16 protein-coding genes are annotated in these 19,931 nt (G+C 33.3%); 5 read left to right on the top strand and 11 right to left on the bottom strand.

Annotated features, from left to right (window positions below):
• Nucleotides 1-67: 67 nt before the first annotated feature.
• The 4 genes from SH09_RS09125 to hutU all read right to left on the bottom strand — a co-directional run bounded on the left by SH09_RS09125 (nucleotide 68) and on the right by hutU (nucleotide 5,549).
• Nucleotides 68-1,192 carry an amidohydrolase gene (locus SH09_RS09125; RefSeq protein WP_042739347.1) on the bottom strand — a complete coding sequence of 375 codons (1,125 nt, stop codon included), beginning with the start codon at nucleotides 1,190-1,192 and terminating at the stop codon, nucleotides 68-70.
• A 6-nt stretch (nucleotides 1,193-1,198) separates the two neighbouring features.
• On the bottom strand, nucleotides 1,199-2,311 hold the full coding sequence (locus SH09_RS09120; protein WP_042739346.1) for a SulP family inorganic anion transporter: 1,113 nt from the start codon (nucleotides 2,309-2,311) through the stop codon (nucleotides 1,199-1,201).
• A 344-nt stretch (nucleotides 2,312-2,655) separates the two neighbouring features.
• Nucleotides 2,656-3,888, bottom strand: coding sequence for an imidazolonepropionase (hutI, locus tag SH09_RS09115; RefSeq protein ID WP_042739345.1), 1,233 nt, complete (start codon nucleotides 3,886-3,888; stop codon nucleotides 2,656-2,658).
• Complete coding sequence (hutU, locus tag SH09_RS09110; protein ID WP_042739344.1) at nucleotides 3,888-5,549, bottom strand: urocanate hydratase; 1,662 nt, start codon at nucleotides 5,547-5,549, stop codon at nucleotides 3,888-3,890. Before hutU ends, hutI begins: the two co-directional genes overlap by 1 nt.
• A 218-nt stretch (nucleotides 5,550-5,767) precedes the next feature.
• On the opposite strand from hutU, the gene SH09_RS09105 reads away from it, so the two are divergent.
• The gene (locus tag SH09_RS09105) at nucleotides 5,768-6,643 is read left to right on the top strand and encodes a LysR family transcriptional regulator (protein ID WP_042739343.1); all 876 of its coding nucleotides are present in this window, start codon (nucleotides 5,768-5,770) and stop codon (nucleotides 6,641-6,643) included.
• Here SH09_RS09105 and hutG read toward each other — a convergent pair.
• Nucleotides 6,633-7,562, bottom strand: a complete 930-nt coding sequence (gene hutG / locus SH09_RS09100) for a formimidoylglutamase (protein ID WP_042739342.1) — start codon at nucleotides 7,560-7,562, stop codon at nucleotides 6,633-6,635. The genes SH09_RS09105 and hutG overlap by 11 nt on opposite strands.
• Before the next feature lie 255 nt (nucleotides 7,563-7,817).
• On the opposite strand from hutG, the gene sdpC reads away from it, so the two are divergent.
• Nucleotides 7,818-9,254, top strand: coding sequence for a peptidoglycan release complex CPBP-like subunit SdpC (gene sdpC / locus SH09_RS09095; RefSeq protein ID WP_042739341.1), 1,437 nt, complete (start codon nucleotides 7,818-7,820; stop codon nucleotides 9,252-9,254).
• Between the two features lie 513 nt (nucleotides 9,255-9,767).
• On the opposite strand, the gene SH09_RS09090 is transcribed toward sdpC, so the two are convergent.
• Nucleotides 9,768-10,454, bottom strand: coding sequence for a ribose 5-phosphate isomerase A (locus SH09_RS09090; protein WP_042739340.1), 687 nt, complete (start codon nucleotides 10,452-10,454; stop codon nucleotides 9,768-9,770).
• A 163-nt stretch (nucleotides 10,455-10,617) separates the two neighbouring features.
• Between SH09_RS09090 and SH09_RS09085 the strand changes: the two genes are divergently transcribed.
• The gene (locus SH09_RS09085) at nucleotides 10,618-11,286 is read left to right on the top strand and encodes an MOSC domain-containing protein (RefSeq protein ID WP_042739339.1); all 669 of its coding nucleotides are present in this window, start codon (nucleotides 10,618-10,620) and stop codon (nucleotides 11,284-11,286) included.
• Nucleotides 11,287-11,374: 88 nt separating this feature from the next.
• On the opposite strand, the gene SH09_RS09080 is transcribed toward SH09_RS09085, so the two are convergent.
• The 3 genes from SH09_RS09080 to SH09_RS09070 form a co-directional block, all read right to left on the bottom strand.
• A complete protein-coding gene (locus tag SH09_RS09080) occupies nucleotides 11,375-12,397 on the bottom strand; it encodes an aldose epimerase family protein (protein ID WP_042739338.1) in 1,023 nt (340 codons plus the stop codon).
• A 597-nt stretch (nucleotides 12,398-12,994) separates the two neighbouring features.
• Nucleotides 12,995-14,233 (bottom strand): ABC transporter permease, encoded by a 1,239-nt coding sequence (locus tag SH09_RS09075; RefSeq protein ID WP_042739337.1) that lies wholly within the window; start codon nucleotides 14,231-14,233, stop codon nucleotides 12,995-12,997.
• Nucleotides 14,226-15,122 (bottom strand): ABC transporter ATP-binding protein, encoded by an 897-nt coding sequence (locus SH09_RS09070; protein ID WP_042739336.1) that lies wholly within the window; start codon nucleotides 15,120-15,122, stop codon nucleotides 14,226-14,228. The genes SH09_RS09075 and SH09_RS09070 overlap by 8 nt, the downstream gene beginning before the upstream one ends.
• A gap of 225 nt (nucleotides 15,123-15,347) precedes the next feature.
• On the opposite strand from SH09_RS09070, the gene SH09_RS09065 reads away from it, so the two are divergent.
• Nucleotides 15,348-16,961: a ribulokinase gene (locus SH09_RS09065; RefSeq protein ID WP_042739335.1), complete on the top strand. Its 1,614-nt coding sequence runs from the start codon at nucleotides 15,348-15,350 to the stop codon at nucleotides 16,959-16,961.
• A gap of 289 nt (nucleotides 16,962-17,250) precedes the next feature.
• On the opposite strand, the gene SH09_RS09060 is transcribed toward SH09_RS09065, so the two are convergent.
• Complete coding sequence (locus tag SH09_RS09060) at nucleotides 17,251-17,910, bottom strand: DUF805 domain-containing protein (RefSeq protein ID WP_042739334.1); 660 nt, start codon at nucleotides 17,908-17,910, stop codon at nucleotides 17,251-17,253.
• A gap of 199 nt (nucleotides 17,911-18,109) precedes the next feature.
• Between SH09_RS09060 and SH09_RS09055 the strand changes: the two genes are divergently transcribed.
• Entirely contained in the window at nucleotides 18,110-18,721 is a 612-nt protein-coding gene (locus SH09_RS09055) for a DNA-3-methyladenine glycosylase (protein WP_042739333.1), read from the top strand.
• A gap of 163 nt (nucleotides 18,722-18,884) precedes the next feature.
• Here the strand turns inward: SH09_RS09055 and fni are convergent, their stop codons facing one another.
• Nucleotides 18,885-19,928 (bottom strand): type 2 isopentenyl-diphosphate Delta-isomerase, encoded by a 1,044-nt coding sequence (fni, locus tag SH09_RS09050; protein ID WP_042739332.1) that lies wholly within the window; start codon nucleotides 19,926-19,928, stop codon nucleotides 18,885-18,887.
• Between the last annotated feature and the right edge of the window lie 3 nt (nucleotides 19,929-19,931).

Raw genomic sequence — 19,931 nt, 5'->3', positions numbered from 1 at the left:
ATACATTTTACTTATATATTCAATACCCAATATGTTTCTGATTAATACAAAATAGCACTAATTATAATTAAACTTCATTTAATAGCTTTTGTACAAAAGTAACAAAATAATCTGGTACCTTTTCTAAAATACGCTCATCCGGATCATACTTCGGATGATGTAAATCATATTCACTGTTTGAGCCAATAAAGACAAATACGCTTGGGTATTGTTGAGAGAATCCAGAAAAATCCTCGCCAATTGTTAACGGTTCGTCCATAATACTTACGTTGTAACCTACTTCTTTTGCAACGGTAATGGCGTCATTTGTCAATTTTTCATCATTAACGACAGCACCAGGGAGACGGTGGTAGATTGTTTCTATTTCAACATTAAAGGCTTTGGCTAATCCATCGCCAATTGCTTTTAATCGTTGTTCAATTTCATTTCTTTTATCTTCGTCAAAGCTTCTTACCGTACCTTGTACATACGCATGATCAGCAATAACATTCCAAGTATTACCGCTTGAAACCTCACCAATTGTTACGACAGCATTATCAAATGCTGACATATTACGACTGACAATAGATTGCACACTGTTTATCAATTGACCTAATACAATGACTGGATCATTTCCTTGCTCAGGCTTTGCTGCATGCGCACCTGTTCCCTTTATCTTATATTCAAAACGATCCACTGATGATGTGATGACACCAGATTTCACTGCAAACTCGCCAATATCTAATGTAGGGTAGTTATGATAACCTAACACTGCTTTAGCACCATCAATCGCTTTGGTATCTGTAATGTAAAACGCTCCATAACCTAATTCTTCTGCTGGTTGGAAAATAAACCTTACTCTTCCATTTAAATCTGACTCTACTTCCTTCAAACGTGTTGCTACGGCCAAGATACTTGCCATATGTATATCATGACCACATGCATGCATTACGCCTTCATTTGTAGAAGCAAATTCATTTTCTACTTGTTCATTAATTGGTAAAGCATCAATGTCTGTTCTTACTGCTACAAATGAATCTCCTTGACCGATTTCCGCGACTAAACCCGTTTCTAATGGTAAATCTAAAATTGTTATATCATATGATTCTAATATACGACGCAACCTTTTCGTCGTTTCATATTCATACTCTGATAATTCAGGATACTGATGAAACGTTCTTCTCCAATTTATATAATCTTCATATTGTGGCATGTTATGTCACGTCCCTTCTTTATTTATTACATTCTTTATTAAATAGTAACAAAGCGTTACTACAATTACTCCCATTGCTAAATTGTTCGTAACTAAAATAATACATATTGTTAAGCAAACTGTGCTTCCATGCACCACTGGCGCTTGCTTTATATATGCAATCGTTCTTCTATCAAATGTGCTAAATGCAATAGTTATCAGTACAGTTGCTAAGACTGCCATAGGGATTTGAATCAATAAAGAACCAAACAGATAGATACTGAGCAATAAAAAGCTTCCAGTAATTAATGAAGATACTCTAGAAGTGCCACCCATAGCAACATTGAATCGCGATTGACCTACAAGTGCACTTCCACCATATCCACCTAAGAAACTCGTGATAATATTAGCAATCCCTTGACCTATAGATTCCTTGCTTACATCACTTTCAACTTTCGTAAGTTGATCTAACACTTGCTCGGTAAGTGCGTTTTGAATTGTTGCAACTATAGCCATCGCAATACCATAAACCAATGCAGTCAACCATAATTGGCGATTCATTATATGATCAAACATAATAAATAAATTGAAATCGAGTTGAACCATAGAGATATCTTTCACTAATTCACTATTTAATTGGAATAGCCAAGTAACGATAGACATTACCACTATCGTTATCAAAGGGGATGGAATTTGATTTGTAATTTTGGGTAACCCCCAAATCATCACAAACGAAACAACTACGATACCATATGTTGTTATTGTAGATGGAAAAATATGCTCTAATTGAGATGATAATAATATTATACCTAACGCATTCATAAAGCCAATTACAACACCTTGAGGTACGATATCAATAAGACGATTCAATCGACATAAACCAAATATAATTTGAGTTAGTCCCATGATAAACGTTGCCATAATTAGACCGACTAACCCGGAATCCGAAACCAAAGGGGCAACTATCAGTGAAACACCACTGCTTGGAGCTGATATCATTAATGAACGATTGCCGACAATACTTATGACAATCATAATAATACCTGTACTCATTAATCCAATAGAAGGACTCACACCTGCAATAAAAGAAAAAGCAATTGCACCAGGTATTAATGATAATGCTAATAGTATACCAACCAATACATTATGCTTTAAATTATTCGTTCATTGTGTGAGATAAGTATTTTTTTCCATACGTTGCGCACCTCCTATCCCCCTTGCATCCATATTATCATAATTGTCAAAATATTTAATAAACTCCGATTTGTAATTTTTTCCGTTACATTAATAATGTATTAAATATTTTAAAAATCTCAAAAAACAAAAATGAGACGTGAATCTATTTATCTTCCAAACAGATTTCGTCGTCCCATTAATTCACATATTTATTTCATTATAAAATTCATGATTCAAAGATGCTTTCAAATTTGACAACCTAACAAACTGAAACATTGTGAAATGAATATCTGAGCTGCCTTAACGTATTATAATTCAAATGAATTATCTACAATGACCTTGCCATCTTTAATAACTTTTTGAGCATGGTTTACGCCATAATGATACGGAATATATTCATGGTTTGGTGCATCCCAAACAACAATATTTGCTTTATCACCTTTATTAATTGTACCAGCATCAACATCAATTGCTTTTGCTGCGTTTACTGTAACAGCATTCCAAATTTCATTTGGTGATAATTTTAATTTTAATGCTGCGATAGACATAACTAACTGTAAGTTATTCGTTACACAACTACCAGGATTAAAATCAGTAGCAATTGCAATTGCTCCATTATTATCAATCATACCGCGCGCATCTGCATATTGTTCTTTATCTAAATAGAAAGTAGTTCCTGGTAATAATACCGCTACTGTATCACTATCTCTTAATTTAGCTTTGCCTTCTTCACTAGATGCCACAAGGTGATCTGCAGAAATCGCACCTTCATCAATTGCTAATTCTAAACCACCTAATGGATCTATTTCATCGGCATGAATCTTCACAGCAAAGCCTTGCTCTTTAGCTGCTTGCATATATTTTTTAGATTCTTCTACGGTAAATACGCCTGTTTCACAGAATATATCTGCGAAGTCTGCATAACTTTTAACTTCCGGTAATAAGTCAATCATTTCTTGTAAGAATGCTTGATTTGATTCAGCATCTTTAGGTACCGCATGTGGTCCAAGGAATGTGTGTTTCATATCTAAGTTATATTTCTCAGCAAGTCGATTTGAAACTTTTAATTGCTTTAATTCATTTTCCTTATCTAAACCGTAACCACTTTTACTTTCGACAGCTAACACACCATGTTGAATCATTGTTAATAGATTTTTCTCAGCTTTTTCAAATAATTCATCTTCTGTGGCATTGCGTGTAGCTTCAACTGTTGATAAGATTCCGCCACCTTGCTCTAAAATTTCTAAATAAGAAACACCTTGTCGTTTTAATGACATCTCGTGTTCTCTCGAACCGCCGTGAACTAAATGCGTATGTGCTTCTACTAATGCTGGTGATACTACTTTACCAGTGGCATCTATTGTTTCATTAGCTTCATATTCATCTGTATGTGAACCAGAATAAACGACCTTCCCATCATTGATAACGACTGTACCATTTTCAATGATTTCTAATTCATTTAATTCTGCTCCTTTTAAAGGTCTATCCGTAGATTTCGGTAAAATTAACTGTTTTATATTTTGGATAATTAAATCGTTCATTATTTCGCTCCTTTACCATTAATCATTGGAATTTTGATGCCTTTTTCATTTGCAACATCAATTGCTGATTGATAACCTGCATCAGCATGTCTCACTACTCCCATACCCGGATCTGTAGTTAATACACGTCCTAATCGTTTATCAGCTCGTTCTGAACCATCTGCTACAACTACCATACCAGCATGTAAAGAGTAACCCATACCTACACCACCACCATGGTGGAATGAAATCCAAGAACCACCAGCTGCTGTATTGATTAAGGCATTTAATACTGCCCAGTCACCTACAGCATCTGAACCATCTTGCATCCCTTCTGTTTCACGGTTTGGACTCGCAACTGAACCAGAATCTAAATGGTCACGACCAATAACGATTGGTGCTGAAATTTCACCTTCACGAACAAGTCTATTTAATGCTAAGCCCATCTTCGCTCTTTCTTCATATCCTAACCAAGCAATTCTTGATGGTAAACCTTGGAACGCAATTTTTTCCTCTGCCAAATCTAACCATCTAATTAACTTTTCGTTATCTGGGAATAATTTTCTCATTTCTTCATCTGCACGTTCAATGTCTTTTGGATCACCACTTAATGCCGCAAAACGGAATGGTCCTTTACCTTCACAGAATAGCGGTCTAATATATGCTGGTACGAATCCAGGGAAATCAAATGCATTTTCCAAGCCATTATTATATGCAACTTGGCGAATATTATTACCATAATCAAACGCAACTGCACCTTTTTGTTGGAAAGCTAACATTAATGATACGTGTTCTTTCATTGAAGCTTCAGATTTTTCTACATATTCTTTAGGATCTTTTTCTCTTAATGCCTTTGCCTCTTCTAAAGAGTAACCTTGTGGTACATATCCATTTAAAGGATCATGTGCACTTGTTTGGTCAGTAATGATATCAATTTTAAAGCCTTTATCTAAAATTGCTTTATGCGTATCAACTGCATTACCCACTAGTCCAATTGAAAGTGGTTTACCTGCATCGCGTGCTTCAGCTGCTAATTCTAAAGCTTCATCTAAGCTATGTGTTTTTACGTCGCAATAACGTGTTTCAATACGTTTATCAATTCGCGTTTCATCTACATCTACGCCAATTACGACTCCACCATTCATCGTAACAGCAAGTGGTTGCGCACCACCCATACCGCCTAATCCAGCCGTTAATGTAACTGTGCCAGACAATTTACCATCAAAATGTTGATTAGCTAATTCACCAAATGTCTCATATGTTCCTTGAACAATACCTTGTGAACCAATGTAAATCCAGCTACCTGCTGTCATTTGCCCATACATCATCAAGCCTTTTTTATCTAATTCATTAAAGTGATCCCAATTAGCCCATTCTGGAACTAATACTGAATTTGATAATAATACGCGAGGTGCTTCTTCATGTGTTTTAAATACAGCAACAGGTTTACCTGATTGAACTAACATAGTCTCATCAGCTTCTAAATCACGTAAAGTATTTTCAATAGCTTCAAATGCTTCCCAGTTTCTAGCAGCTTTACCAATACCACCATAAACAACTAAATCTTCTGGTCGCTCAGCTACTTCAGGATCTAAGTTGTTATACAACATTCGTAATACAGCTTCTTGTTCCCATCCTTTACACTCTATATCTAAACCTTTTTTAGCTTCGATTTTTCGCATAGTTCACTACTCCTTTGTTTTATTATAATTTTTCATTAATATATGCAATATTGCACAATTACCCCTAAAATCAAATCATATTTCATCGTTGCATTTTTAATTATCATACTTGTTATATAATTTAGTATATTATGATAATATATAGACTACAAATATAAATAAACTACCTATTTATAGTTTTAAGTTATAAATGGTAGTTATTACTTTGGAGGATAAGTATGAAAATAATACAGTTAGAATATTTTGTTGCTGTCGTTAAATATAATAGTTTTACTAAAGCAGCTAATTTTTTACATATTAGCCAACCTTCACTGACTGCGACCATAAAAAAGATGGAAGCAGATTTAGGCTACGACTTATTCATTCGTACAACCAAGGAAATAAAAATCACTGAAAAAGGCATTCAATTTTACAACTATGCACAAGGTTTAATTCACCATTATCATCAAACAATTGAAAAAATGTATGATTTAAATACGAGTCATGCACCTAAAATAAAGCTATCTATTCTAGAGTCTTCAAACCAATGGATTTCACAAGTCATTTCCATTCATAGAAAGCAATTTACTGATCAAACTTATTTGGTTTCTGAGGTACACGATCAATCAAAAACAATTGATCAATTATTAAATTTTGAAAATCATATTGGACTAACAAATGAAATTATCAATCACGAAGCGATAAAATCAATTCCTTTATATAAAGAATCTTATGTTCTCATTACACCTAAAAATGCCTTTCCAGATATAAAGGCCATTGAAATAGAAGATTTACCGTTGATATTACCAACTAAAGGATCTCAAGTGCGCAAACATTTAGATGATTACTTTAATCGTATGAATATTAGACCTAATGTCATCATGGAAGTTGATCGCTTTGAAGCGGCAGCAAATTTTGTACACAAAGGACTCGGATACGCAGTTATACCTCAAGTATATTTCCAATCCTTTAACACACGAGATTTAGACGTCATTCATATTAAACCCAACCTAGGACGTACGATATACATCAATTATTTACAAAAAAGAAAGCACTCGGAACGAGTACTTTCTCTTATAAACCAATGTATAAATTACTGGGACATTACACAATAAAGTGGTGTAAAAAGTTTGCTGATAATTTTGCAGTTCTATTATCAATATCATATTTCGGATTCGTTTCTGCAATACTAATCGTCGATACTTTATCATTAGAAACAATGCGCTTTGAGAGTTCTAAGACAATATGTGGAAACAATCCGAGTACACCATTAGCGCTCACTCCTGGTGCAAATGCACTATCAATGACATCCATACAAATCGTAAACATTATAACATCATGATCATGGACAAACCTCTCAATTTTATCTTTGATTGGAGGAGAAATTTGATGTAAAAGTTCTTCAGAATATACATAACTGATGTCCTTTTCTTCTGCGTAATCAAATAACCCTTGTGTATTTCCACCTTGTTGAATACCTAACACTAAATAATCAGCATTATCGTCTTGTTCAAGAATTTGTCTAAAACTTGTACCAGAAGTTGAACCCGATTCTTTACGTGTATCAAAATGTGTATCAATATTAATGACACCAATTGATTCATCAGGGTATGCTTGTCGCGTGCCTAGATATTGTGCATAAGCTATATCATGCCCACCACCTAATAAAAATGTCTGTTGGTGTCGTTGAATAGAATTCGCTACATAATGTGCAAATTCTTGTTGCGTTTCTTCAAGTTTTTCATGATTATGCTCGACATTTCCGTAGTCAAATATCGGTGTTGTATTTTGAACTGGTAGATTGGCAAATGCTTGCTTTATAGCATTTGGCCCCTCTTTGGCACCAATTCTCCCCTTATTCAGCTCGACACCTTTGTCCACTGCATAGCCTAGTATACCTATGCCCTGACGTGAACCACTAGGAGCTTCGTTAATATCTCCAAAATGGATTGTTTGAAAATGCCTAAATTGAGCAGAATCTTGTTCACTGTCAATTCTACCTTTCCATAATTCACGTTGTGCTAACTTATACATAGTTCTCCTCCTTTTGAATCGCTATGAACAATTAAAGTATACGCTTACATTAATCACAATTCAATTTATAATTATAATTTACCCACTTCTTAATTATTTAAATTTTAAAGTCTAACATTATTTAAAAATGCATTTTCTAATCATTCCGAGTATTACATTTCAATGATATTTACTTGAATTTAATTTATTTCTTTAGGATAAATATGTATAATTAACTACAAATGAATTAATTGAAACCCTACTGGAGGTTACATAATGAATACAAAACGTATACCTGGTTTTCAATGGGCAATGAGCATTTTTATATTTTACGTCATTGCCTTTGCATTACCGATTATACTTAAAGATTTTCAAAGTAAAATTCCATTCAAAACTTTTGTCTTTGAAATGAGTGTGCTCGCACCTTTTATTGCAGCAATCATCTGTATAGCAGTGTTTAAACATAAACGTGCACAACTAGGTGGCTTGAAGTTTTCACTAAGCCTTAAGGTAATTGAACGTTTGATATTAGCATTGATATTACCATTAGCTATCTTTATCATTGCCATGGTCAGTTTCAATGTCTTTGCCGATAGCTTTGTCTTATTACAATCAGAAGATTTGTCAGTGTCAATATTTTCTGTGATTATCGGTCAATTATTAATGGCGTTCTTTGTTGAATTTGGTTTCCGTTCTTATTTACAACATATAGTTGAAACTAAAATCAGTACATTTTTCGCATCTATTTTAGTTGGTATCATGTATGCAATATGGAATATTAATATCGCATTTTCATTTGAATATACACTTTATAATTTATTATATTCGTTTGCATTTTCAATGATTATTGGTGAATTAATCCGCTCTACAAAAGGACGCACAATCTATATTGCAACATTATTCCATGCAGCAATGTCATTTGGTTTAGTATTTTTATTCAATGAAGAATTAGGCTATGTATTTTCTATGAAGGTAATCGCCTTTTCTACAGCAGCTGTTGCAGTAGTTTATATCATCTTAAGTTACATTATTCGCATCTTCTTCTACTTCTTTACAAAACGTAATTTAGATGAAGTAGACGATAATAATTATCTCGATCATGTAAATGAACATTCAGATAATAACAACACTACTGACAATACGCAATCACTTGATAATACAGCTACAGTAGCGACTGCTAGTCATAGTCAACAATCACACAACAAAGATAGTGCCTTAACAAATGATACTCAAAATGGTACTCAACAAAATACCGAGCTAACTGACAAGCAAACAAATGATACTCAAACTGATCATATTAAATCTGATAATTCAGAGCAAAGCGCTACACACCAACAGGTTACTCACAACACTTTACCAGAGGATGAATCACAACAAACAGAACAACCTGAAATACAGTCAACTAAAGATGCTGATGAAATCGTTTATCCTGAAAGTACAACAGAGACGCAACAAAGTAAGACACAGAGTGCTGTTGAAACAACAACTGAGAGAGCAAATCATGATGATGAACAACATGATGGTGAACTAAAGCAAAGTGCGCGTTATAAATCAGATCGTAAATCATCTGCTGTAAGTGAAGCACAAGCTTCAATTGCCCAAGATGAACAATCGTCTGAAACATCATCTACTGATGATTCTACTGATGAAGAAAGCACTCATAACGAACGCTCTAGCTTCAATTTAAAAAGCAAACGTGGACATAGACGTTAAACATTAAGTTTCTCGTGTTTAAACCATATTACATTCAATATATAAGACACATCGTTAATATAGTAGTTTCTATTATATTATGCGTATGTGTCTTATTTTTTATCTTAGAAGTAAATACCAGAAGAACTATTGAACGTAGTGTAAGAAGTCAGCGTATGTGTTATATCATTTCTTCTTCATCATATTAGGTAAGCGAGCAATACGAATTAGAAAGATAAATAGAATATCTCCTTTCACCTAGTATACTGGCGTGTGTTTGGAAATTAAATTATATTAAAATCGTTGACTTGATAATTTACTGCTTATAATTTCACTGTATTATTTGCAAGACACCTGAGGGAGCAGGATGCGTGTCGAGACCAAGGCTCGACCCAGCCCCCTAGGTAAGCGAGCAATATAATTTATAATACATAATACAAATTACACAATTATCAAATAAAAAAAAGGCAGTCCTCAAATAATTGAAGCCTGCCTCTTATTTACTTAATGCAAATCATTACCATAAATTAGAAACTATTTATTTTTCACTTGAACACCTGAAGGGGTCCCCACAATAACTTGATCTGTTACATCCAAGAAATATCCAGTTTCCAATACACCAATTAAATGAATCAAATATTCATGCATTGCAAACGGTTCAATATCCTTATTCAATACTAAGTCTAATATGTAATTGCCATTATCTGTAATAAAAGGAACATCGTCAACCATACGTCTAATTGCCGTTACACCCTTACTACGCTCTATTTCCTTAGCTATTAACAACCAATTGAATTTATCCACCTCAACAGGAAGTTTGAAAGTTTCTCCTAAGTATGAAACTAGCTTAGAATCATCTACAAGGACAACAAATCTTTTTGCCATGGCATCAATAACCTTTTCTCTAAAGAGTGCACCACCGCCACCCTTTATAAGATTCAAATTAGGATCGACCTCGTCAGCCCCGTCAATTGCTAAATCAATATGTTCAACATCGTTAACATCTACCACATGCATCCCTAATTCCTTAGCAATAAATGCAGTCTTATTAGATGTACACACTCCCGTAATATTAATTTGTTCTCGCTCAAGCTTTTCTGCTATTTTTGGGACAAGTAACTCAATTGTTGAGCCTGAACCTATGCCTAGTATCATACCGTCTTTAATCTGGTCTAATGCATCATTAAATGTACTTATTTTCAGCTGTTTCTTATCCATAATGCTTCCCCTCTACTCACAGTACTTTTATTTTTATTGTACATGAGTTTATTAAAAATACCTAGTTAAAAAATAAAATTCAAGATATATAAACCTTTACTTTTCATTATAATGCGATTGCTTTAAAATTATAGTAATTAATCATATATTCGGGGGAGTGGCACAAATGATATATGCCTTAAATGCGATTGCTACTGGTAAAGTTCAAGACTTACCATATAGTAAGAAAAGACCAATGCGTTCAGCACTAGATAAAGTTAAATTCAAAGGGGAAATGTATTTAACTAAAACTGGGTTTGTCGAAGATGAACAAGAGTATAAAGATCACGGCGGTCCAGATAAAGCTGTTTGTCTTTATAGCAAGAAAAATTACAGACTTTGGGCAGATGACCTCTCAGAATTACCTAACTATGCAATGTTCGGAGAAAATCTAACCGCTATAGATTTAGATGAGCAAGATGTTTATTTCGGAAATCAATATCAGCTAGGTGAAGCCATACTTGAAGTTTCCGAAATACGAGAACCTTGTTGGAAAATACAAGAAAAGTATCAAATTAAAGATTTAGCTAAAAGAATGTCACAATCTTGTAAGACTGGATTTTACTTTCGTGTGATTCAAGAAGGCTTTGTACATGAAACATCCAATTTAAAACTTATTAAAACAGCAGAGCCAGAAACTGCCCTATCAGTTCATGAATTAAATGATATTTATTACAACGATAAATTTAACATCACACGTTTAAAATACGCAATTAACAATCCATACTTAACTGAAAAGCGGAAAGCAAAACTTGAAAAGTTCCTATCAAGAGCAGAAGCAAAAGCAACAAAATAATAACAATAATATTAAAAACCACCAATACCTGAGCAATAAGCTTATGGATTGGTGGTTTTATGCTTTAAAAATATTTAATTATTGTAATCTATTGTTCTTTTCCTTTTTCAAAAATCTTATAAGATGTTTTAGAATAATAAGGTTGTCCCGCTTCTATAATTGATGGCGCTTCTTCGCCTAATAAATTTATATCGTTTGGTATACATTGTGTTTCAAGTGTGAATCCAGAATGTGCTTTATAAATATTAAAGTCACTTTCCCAACTTGTTGTATCATTGAAAGTAAATATAACTACATTAGGCATATCTGTCTGAACTTTCAATAGAAAATGTTTATTCTCGACAGTCATTTCATTATTTCCAATGTCAAATGGATGATCGATGCCACCGTAGCGAGACATTTGTTCTTGAATCACACCATCTTCACTATTAAAGATATCTTTAAATTGAATACTTTCAGAGCCAAATTTATGTATCAAATCTACTGGTTCTAAACTTGCAACAATATTTTCTTCATCTAATAGATACATATCTAACTTAGAACTACTAATACAATGATTATCAATCACATTATTATCTCTATTTAAATTAAAATATACATGGTTCATTGGATTAAACAATGTTTTTTCTGTAGCTGTTGCTTTGTACTCAATCGTCCATTTATGGTCAATGTCATAAGTATGTATGATTTCTAAATCAATATCTCCAGGAAAATGATCGTTTTCCGATTTTATTGTTGTAGTAAAGACAATCTTAATTTGCCCTACTTGCTCTATTACTTCATAATCGAAAAATTGTGTATCTAATCCCTTTGGACCACCATGTATATTATGGTTATTGTTATTTTTGTCTAAGTGATAAGTCTTACCATCCAATTCAAAGGTTGCATCGGCAATTCTTCCACCATATCGGCCAATAGTTGCACCGAAGTTGAATGGATTTTCCTGATAAAATTCATCAGCTTCGACAACATTGCCTAACACGATATTATTATCATCAAATTTCCATGAGACAATGCGTGCACCATAATTTGTAAATACAATTTTAGTTTCTTCATTATCTATTTTGATTAAATCAATTCCATTACTTTGGCTTTCTACTTTTGCAAACATCATCAATTACTCCCTTTCAAACCAAAGATACTATTAACTACTTTGGCTTTATCATGAATAAAAACATCAATTACAAATGTAGCCTTCAACGACACTCATACTATGGGGTATAGTGTGTACGTAGGCAATTAACTGCTTCACTAAAACAAGTTTCGACAAATTCCACTTAATTGTTGTACTTCAATTGAAATAATATTACATAATAGTCCCATGAATACTTTAATGCACATCACTCAGATTCACATTCCCTTTCGAATCGCTAATACTAAGTTATTTATACTTTCAACTACAATTGAGTGATTGTTTGGTACTCTCCTTATATTGATTACTTAAATACATTGTAACAATTTGTTCATATATTTATCTATACTAATCGTAAATTCTAACAAACTATAACAAAAAATGTTATAGTTTTTTCTAATTTTATAATTTTTATGAAATCATCTCTATATAAATTCCAATTTCATAGTTATTTAATAAGTTTTACATATAACTGATTATCTACTTTTAGTCTTTCTATAACCTTAATCGCATACAAAAGGCTATCTCAATATTTATAATTTGTAAGATAGCCTTATACTTCCTAACTATTCTAGTTTATCTCTTATTAGCAATTCGTTTAAATGCCTGTATAAAACCTTTATCAAAGCTTAAAATAGTGTCTTTATAACTACGTACTGCAATCCATAATAAAATGATAATCGTCACTACAGATAAAATAATACTCACAATGATTTCCCACAAGGCAACTTCAGGTGTCGCTGCCCTCACAAACATCACAAAAGGAGAAATCAATGGAATAAAGCTAGCTATTTTAACTAATAAAGTATCTGGATTCATAACACTAAATAGTGCAATATAAAACCCTATCATACTCAGTAATGTCATTGGCATTAACGCTTGGTTTATATCTTCGATTCTTGCCGTAATCGAACCCAGAATTGCTGCTAATATAATATATGACAATATACCTAATAATAACGAAATGATACCTACTGTAATTAGTTGTGCCGTTAAATCATTTGGTTCAATTTTAAAGCCTTTTAACATTTTTCTTATATCAAATACGAAGAAACTAATTAAACCAACTATGAAGAATATCGCAATTTGTGTTAATGCTACTGCGATTACTCCAAAAATCTTCGCTAAAATATGCGTTACAGGAGACACACTGGTAATTATCATTTCAATAACACGTGATGTCTTTTCTGTAGCAATTTCCATAGCAACTTGCCCTGCGTAATTAATAACGATAAAGAACATCAACATTACACCAGCATATACGATAATCATGTTGAATCCTTTTTGAGCCTCAGTTAAATCAGATTGTGCATTGGTATTATCAACAACTTCGGAAGTCACCTTACTTTGAGCTTGTAGTTGCTTTAATTCATTTGCTGACAAATTAAGATTTGCTGCTGTTAATTGTGTTTGTATTGTAAATAACACGGCTGACAGTTGTTGTTTATCATCTGTAGACACACTGTCTTTACTCATAATCTTACCTTTAATTTTTTGATCATCTGAAATTGTGATGACATAAGCTTTGTCTAACTTATCTTTTTTTATTTCAGATTTTGCAGTTTGTTCAGTAACCTTTACATACTGTGCATCATCATCTAGTTGTTTACTTTGCTGATCAATAAGTTTATAAATTTGCTTGTTATCTGTAACAATTCCTACTTTATCGCTACCATGATCAAACAAATCAATAATTTTATTTATATTTGCTGCTGCAAGAATCAATACGATAACTATTATTGTAAAAATTTGAAATGATTTCGTTGTTACTTTATTTTTATAAGTTATTTTAATTGTTGACCAAAATTTATCCATTTAAATCACCTACTTTATCAATAAATATCTCATTCAATGATGGCTCTACAACTTGAAAACGTCGTACGTATCCGTGTTGAATAACTTGCTGATAAATCACTTCAGCAGTAGCTTCATCATTGATCGTTAACTCAATATTTCGCTTCGTCCTATTACAATCTAGTACACCGTTAATATTCTGTAAATCATCTAATGCTTTATCAGTTTCAATAATCACCTTTTTATTACCATGATTTGATTTTACTTGATCTATTGGTCCTGAAACTACTAATTCTCCTTTATTTAAAATGCAAACATCATCACATAATTCCTCAACATGTTCCATTCGATGTGAGCTATAAATAATTGTCGTACCATCTTTATTTAAGTCATTAACAGCAGATTTTAACAATTCCACATTCACTGGATCCAAACCACTAAACGGTTCATCTAATATTAATAATTCTGGTCTGTGTAACATACTTGCTAATAATTGAATTTTTTGTTGATTACCTTTTGATAATGATTCAATTTTCTTTTCCCTATTTTGTTCAATATCGAATCTATCGAGCCAATAATCAATTTCTTTATTAATCGCTTTATTTTTCATGCCTTTTAAACTCGCCAAATAACGTAATTCATCTTCGACCTTCATCTTTGGATGAAGTCCTCTTTCTTCAGGTAAATATCCAATTCGGTCATATAAATTTTTATCAATAATTTGATTATTATACAATATCTGGCCCTCTGTAACTGGCGTCAATCCCAAAATCATTCGAAATGTTGTCGTCTTTCCTGCACCATTACGCCCTAGAAAGCCTAGCATCTTTCCTTCATCTAACGACAACGAAATATCATTTACTGCAACAAAGTCTTTATATTTCTTTGTTACATGGTTTATCGTTAACATGTATTCATCCCCTCTCCTCATTATGTATAACACGATCATACCACGACATTATTTAAAATACATATTAAATTAATAGTTGTATTATCTATAGAACCTACTATTGTATTAATCTGAATTATATAACCTGTCATCATACATTAGTTTGCTCTACTTTACATCAGTAATTGTAATCGCTATCATTAGCTTAAATAGTTTTCTAATTATAGCGTAGGAGGTAGTTCAATTATGACATACAGTATAGGCATCGACTATGGTACTTCATCTGGACGCGTATTTTTAGTGGATACTACAAATGGTAATATTGTTTCAAGCTATATTAAAACATACAGTCACGGTACAATTTCTGAAACACTAAATGGACAAGAGCTTCCTCATCATTATTTTTTACAGCATGCAGATGATTATGTCGACATTCTTAAACATGGCGTAAAACATGTACTAGAGGAAAGTCAAGTCAATCGAGATGAGGTCATTGGTATCGGCATTGATTTCACAAGCTGTACAATCGTTTTCTTGGATGATCAGTTTGAGCCTTTACATAACCATAACGATTTAAAAGATAATCCACATGCATATGTCAAACTATGGAAACATCATGGCGCGCAAGACGAAGCTACACTAATGAAGGAAGTAAGTGAACAACATGATCCATCTTGGATACAGTATTATGGGCATAATGTAAATAGCGAATGGATGATACCAAAGATATTAGAAGTAAAAAAACACGCACCAGAAATACTAGAACGTGCAAGCTATATTATGGAAGCAGGAGATTACCTTGTTAGTTTGTTAACTGGTAACAATACAAGATCAAATTGTGGCATTGGATTTAAAGGATTTTATAATGAACAAGATGGCTTTAACTACAACTTTTTTAAAGCAGTTGATAGCGAGTTGCCAACAATAATTAAAGAAAAATGTGAAGCACCTGTAATTAACATTGGCGAAAGTGCCGGTTGTCTCACATCAGCATTCCAACAACTATGGGACTTAGCAAGTAACGTCCAAGTTTCTCCCTTTATCATTGACGCACATTCAGGTGTACTTGGCGTGGGCGCTATTGAAGAAGGCGCATTCACTTCAGTTATAGGCACAAGCACATGTCATTTAGTATTAGATACTAAACAAGTACCCATACCTGCAATTACCGGTTCAGTAAAAGATGCTATTATTCCAGGTATGTACGCATATGAAGCTGGTCAACCTGCAGTAGGTGACTTATTTAACTACTCAGCAAATTTAGCACCAAAGGAAATTGTAGATGAAGCACAAGCCCAAGATATAAGCGTATTAGAACAACTTGAAATACTCGCATCAAAAATTGATATAACAAAACAACATGTTACAGTATTGGATTGGCATAATGGAAATCGTAGTATCTTAAGTGATAGCCACTTAACCGGTAGTGTAATCGGGCTTACATTAACTACTCCTTATGAAATGATTCATAGAGCTTATATTGAAGCAACAGCATTTGGTACGAAAATGATCATGCAACAATTTGAAAACAATCAAATCGACATTCATACTGTCTATGCAGCTGGTGGAATTCCTATGAAAAGTGAGTTATTAATTGATATATACGCTAATGTGTTAAATAAACCTATTGTTGTCATCGACGCTAGCAACGCTACTGCATTAGGTGCAGCAATGTTAGGCGCATTTGTCGGTGGTGCATATGATTCCTTAGAGAATACTGTCGTCGCAATGAAACAACCTATTTACTATAGCAAACAGCCTGATCCAGAAAAGGTAGAACAATACGAACGTTTATTTAAACGATATCAATCACTCCATGATTTATTAGGTAAATCCTATCCATCCTATAGTTATATTTAAGGTTTAGACATAAATGAAATTGAATGACTAAGTGACTCAAAAAATATGAGCTATTTTAAAGTTGTAAAGTTGCTAATTTCTGTGTGACTCGCACAATCCAAAAACAATTCGTTGTAGCAATTTCTCACGCAAAGTGTGCACCTCAGTTTTAATCTCTAATAAAAATCTGCTAACAAAACTTTATTTCAAGGACAAAGTTCTAACAAAAAAACTGTCGAAACGGTTAAATCCAGTTCGACAGTTAATATTTTATTAAAATTCACATTATTCTATTCATTTCAAGCTACGATTATTTATCTTCTCGCTCACTTAAATGTTTAAAACGCTGCTCAGAATTTGATGATTCAACTACAATGTCATCATCCGCAGGTGCGTTGCTGTTGTTTTTATTTTGCTTAGTTTGATAAAAACTACTATATTTATGGCTTTGTCCATATTTATTCGTTTTTCTTTCGCTATCTAAACAACAAATAACGAGATTATAAATACCCATACCTAGATATAATAAATAAATTAAAATCGCGATAATAATTGTAGACGCTTTTTCATAATAAGGATCAGTAAAATTAAATGCTATTATAATTGAATAAGTGACTATATATACACCTAAAAATATAAGTGGTATTAACATCGATCTACCAGTATCATGGAAACGACGTATGTATAATGCATAATTAGGAATTAACGTTGCTAAAGCATATACGAATAATATAATCCCCATAATAATCATTAAGATTAAACCGAAAGCACCCACGCCATCTGATTCCACAGAAAAACCAGAAACCATAATAACTAATCCAATAATGTATAATATAAATACGGGAACCATGAATATCAGATGCCATAACGCCATAAACCAATATTCACTGCGGCGCGCTCTACCTTTAAAATTTACATACTGTTTCCAAAACAGTTTAAGCGCTTGACCAAAACCAATTTTTCTCTCCATATGCTACTCCCTCCTATTAAAATATAATCTCCCTTAGGGCTTTGTTTAAGAGCAAATCTTTGATACATTTATACTTACTAAACAAGTACCCTTACAATATATAGTGTATCAAAATATTTTGTTTTTGATAACATAATTTTTTATATATACTAGTTTTAAAATTATTTTATAAGTAACAAACAATGGAGGTAAAGTTTTCATGGATTTTATACATAGGGACACCATTACAATCGCTCGTGATTTACTCGGCGTGCGCATTATTTTTCATGATGAACAACAAATATTAACGGGATATATTGTAGAAACTGAAGCTTATGTAGGCACAAAAGATCAAGCTGCCCATGGATATAAAGGTAAACGTACTCCAAAAGTTGAATCTTTGTATAAAAATGGTGGTACAATCTATGCACATGTCATGCATACGCATTTATTAATAAATTTTGTTACACAGCAAGAAGGTATTCCTGAAGGTGTATTAATTAGAGCTGTCGAACCTGAAGAAGGTATCGAAATCATGGCAAAACGTCGAGGCAAAACAGGTTTTGAAATAACGAATGGTCCTGGTAAATGGACAAAAGCTTTTAACATTCCACGATATTTGGATGGTTCTCGTTTGAATGAAGGACGTTTACTCATCGATACTAAAAATCGTAAATATCCTCAACGCATTGAAGAAAGTGCACGTATTGGTATTCCTAACAAAGGAGAATGGACAACTAAACCATTAAGATTTACCGTCAAAGGAAACCCATATGTTTCAAGAATGAAGAAATCCGAGATGGACAATCCAGATTTAACATGGCGTATGTAACATGACGTATGAAACACAATATGATGCTTCGTACATATGATTATCTCCAAACATCGAACTTATCATTGAGAGACATATCATGAACTGAAAGTAAATAACAAGCGCTTAGATGACTTTGACAAAAGACATTTAAGCGCTTGTTTAAATTATTATTGCAATTGATTTATTTAATATCTAAATTTCTTTGTTCAATCCAAGCATGTAGCCTTGGACCATAAACAATTTGTGCTTGCTTTAATTCGTCTATAGATTGGGCATTTAACATTGTCATTATTTTCTTCATATGGTCAGTGAATTGTTCTGCATAGTCTAGTGTGGCTGTTATCCCATTATTCTCAACTTGATTTAAAAATGGACGCGACATACCTACTGCTCGTGCACCAAGTGCTAAACATTTCACAGCATCTAATGGTGTTCTCACACCACCACTAGCAAAGAAGTTCATGTCTTGTTGGAACGCAGTAGATTCTAACAATGATTCTACGGTAGTTTGACCCCATTGCCCAAGGTAGTCCATATCTTTATATTCGCGACGTTCATTCTCAATATCAACAAAGTTTGTGCCGCCTCTGCCACTTACGTCAATATAACGTACGCCGATTTCATTTAACGCCTTTATCATCTCTTTACTCATGCCAAATCCAACTTCTTTTACAATAACAGGAACTTTAACACGTTGTATGATTTGTGCTAAATTCTCCATCCATGTAGAGAATACCCTGTTCCCTTCTGGCATAACTAATTCTTGCGGTGAATTCACATGTACTTGTAATGCTTGAGCATCTAGTAATTTCACAGCTTCTTCAGCTTTGTCTACAGGAACATCTGCACCAACATTACTAAATATCATACCTTCTGGATTGGCATCTCTAACTACACTAAATGAAGAACTCATCTTTGCATTTCTCAAAGCAGCATGAGTCGAACCTACTGCCATTGCCATTCCAGTTTCTCTAGCAATAATTGCCAATTTTTCATTTATATTTTTAGTCCATTCACTGCCACCTGTCATCGCATTGATGTAAATCGGTTGTTTCATTGTGAAATCCTGTAATTCACTTTGCAAGTTCACATCAGCGACATCAATATTTGGAATCGAATGATGGACAAACCTCATTTCATCAAAATCTGAAATTGAAGCATCTTGTTGTGCCATCGCTATTTCAACATGCTCATTTTTTCGTTGTTCTCTTTTTAAATCGCTCATTAA

The sequence above is a fragment of the Staphylococcus gallinarum genome (assembly GCF_000875895.1).
Classification (GTDB): Bacteria; Bacillota; Bacilli; order Staphylococcales; family Staphylococcaceae; genus Staphylococcus; species Staphylococcus gallinarum.
This window is presented reverse-complemented; position numbering and strand designations above follow the sequence as displayed.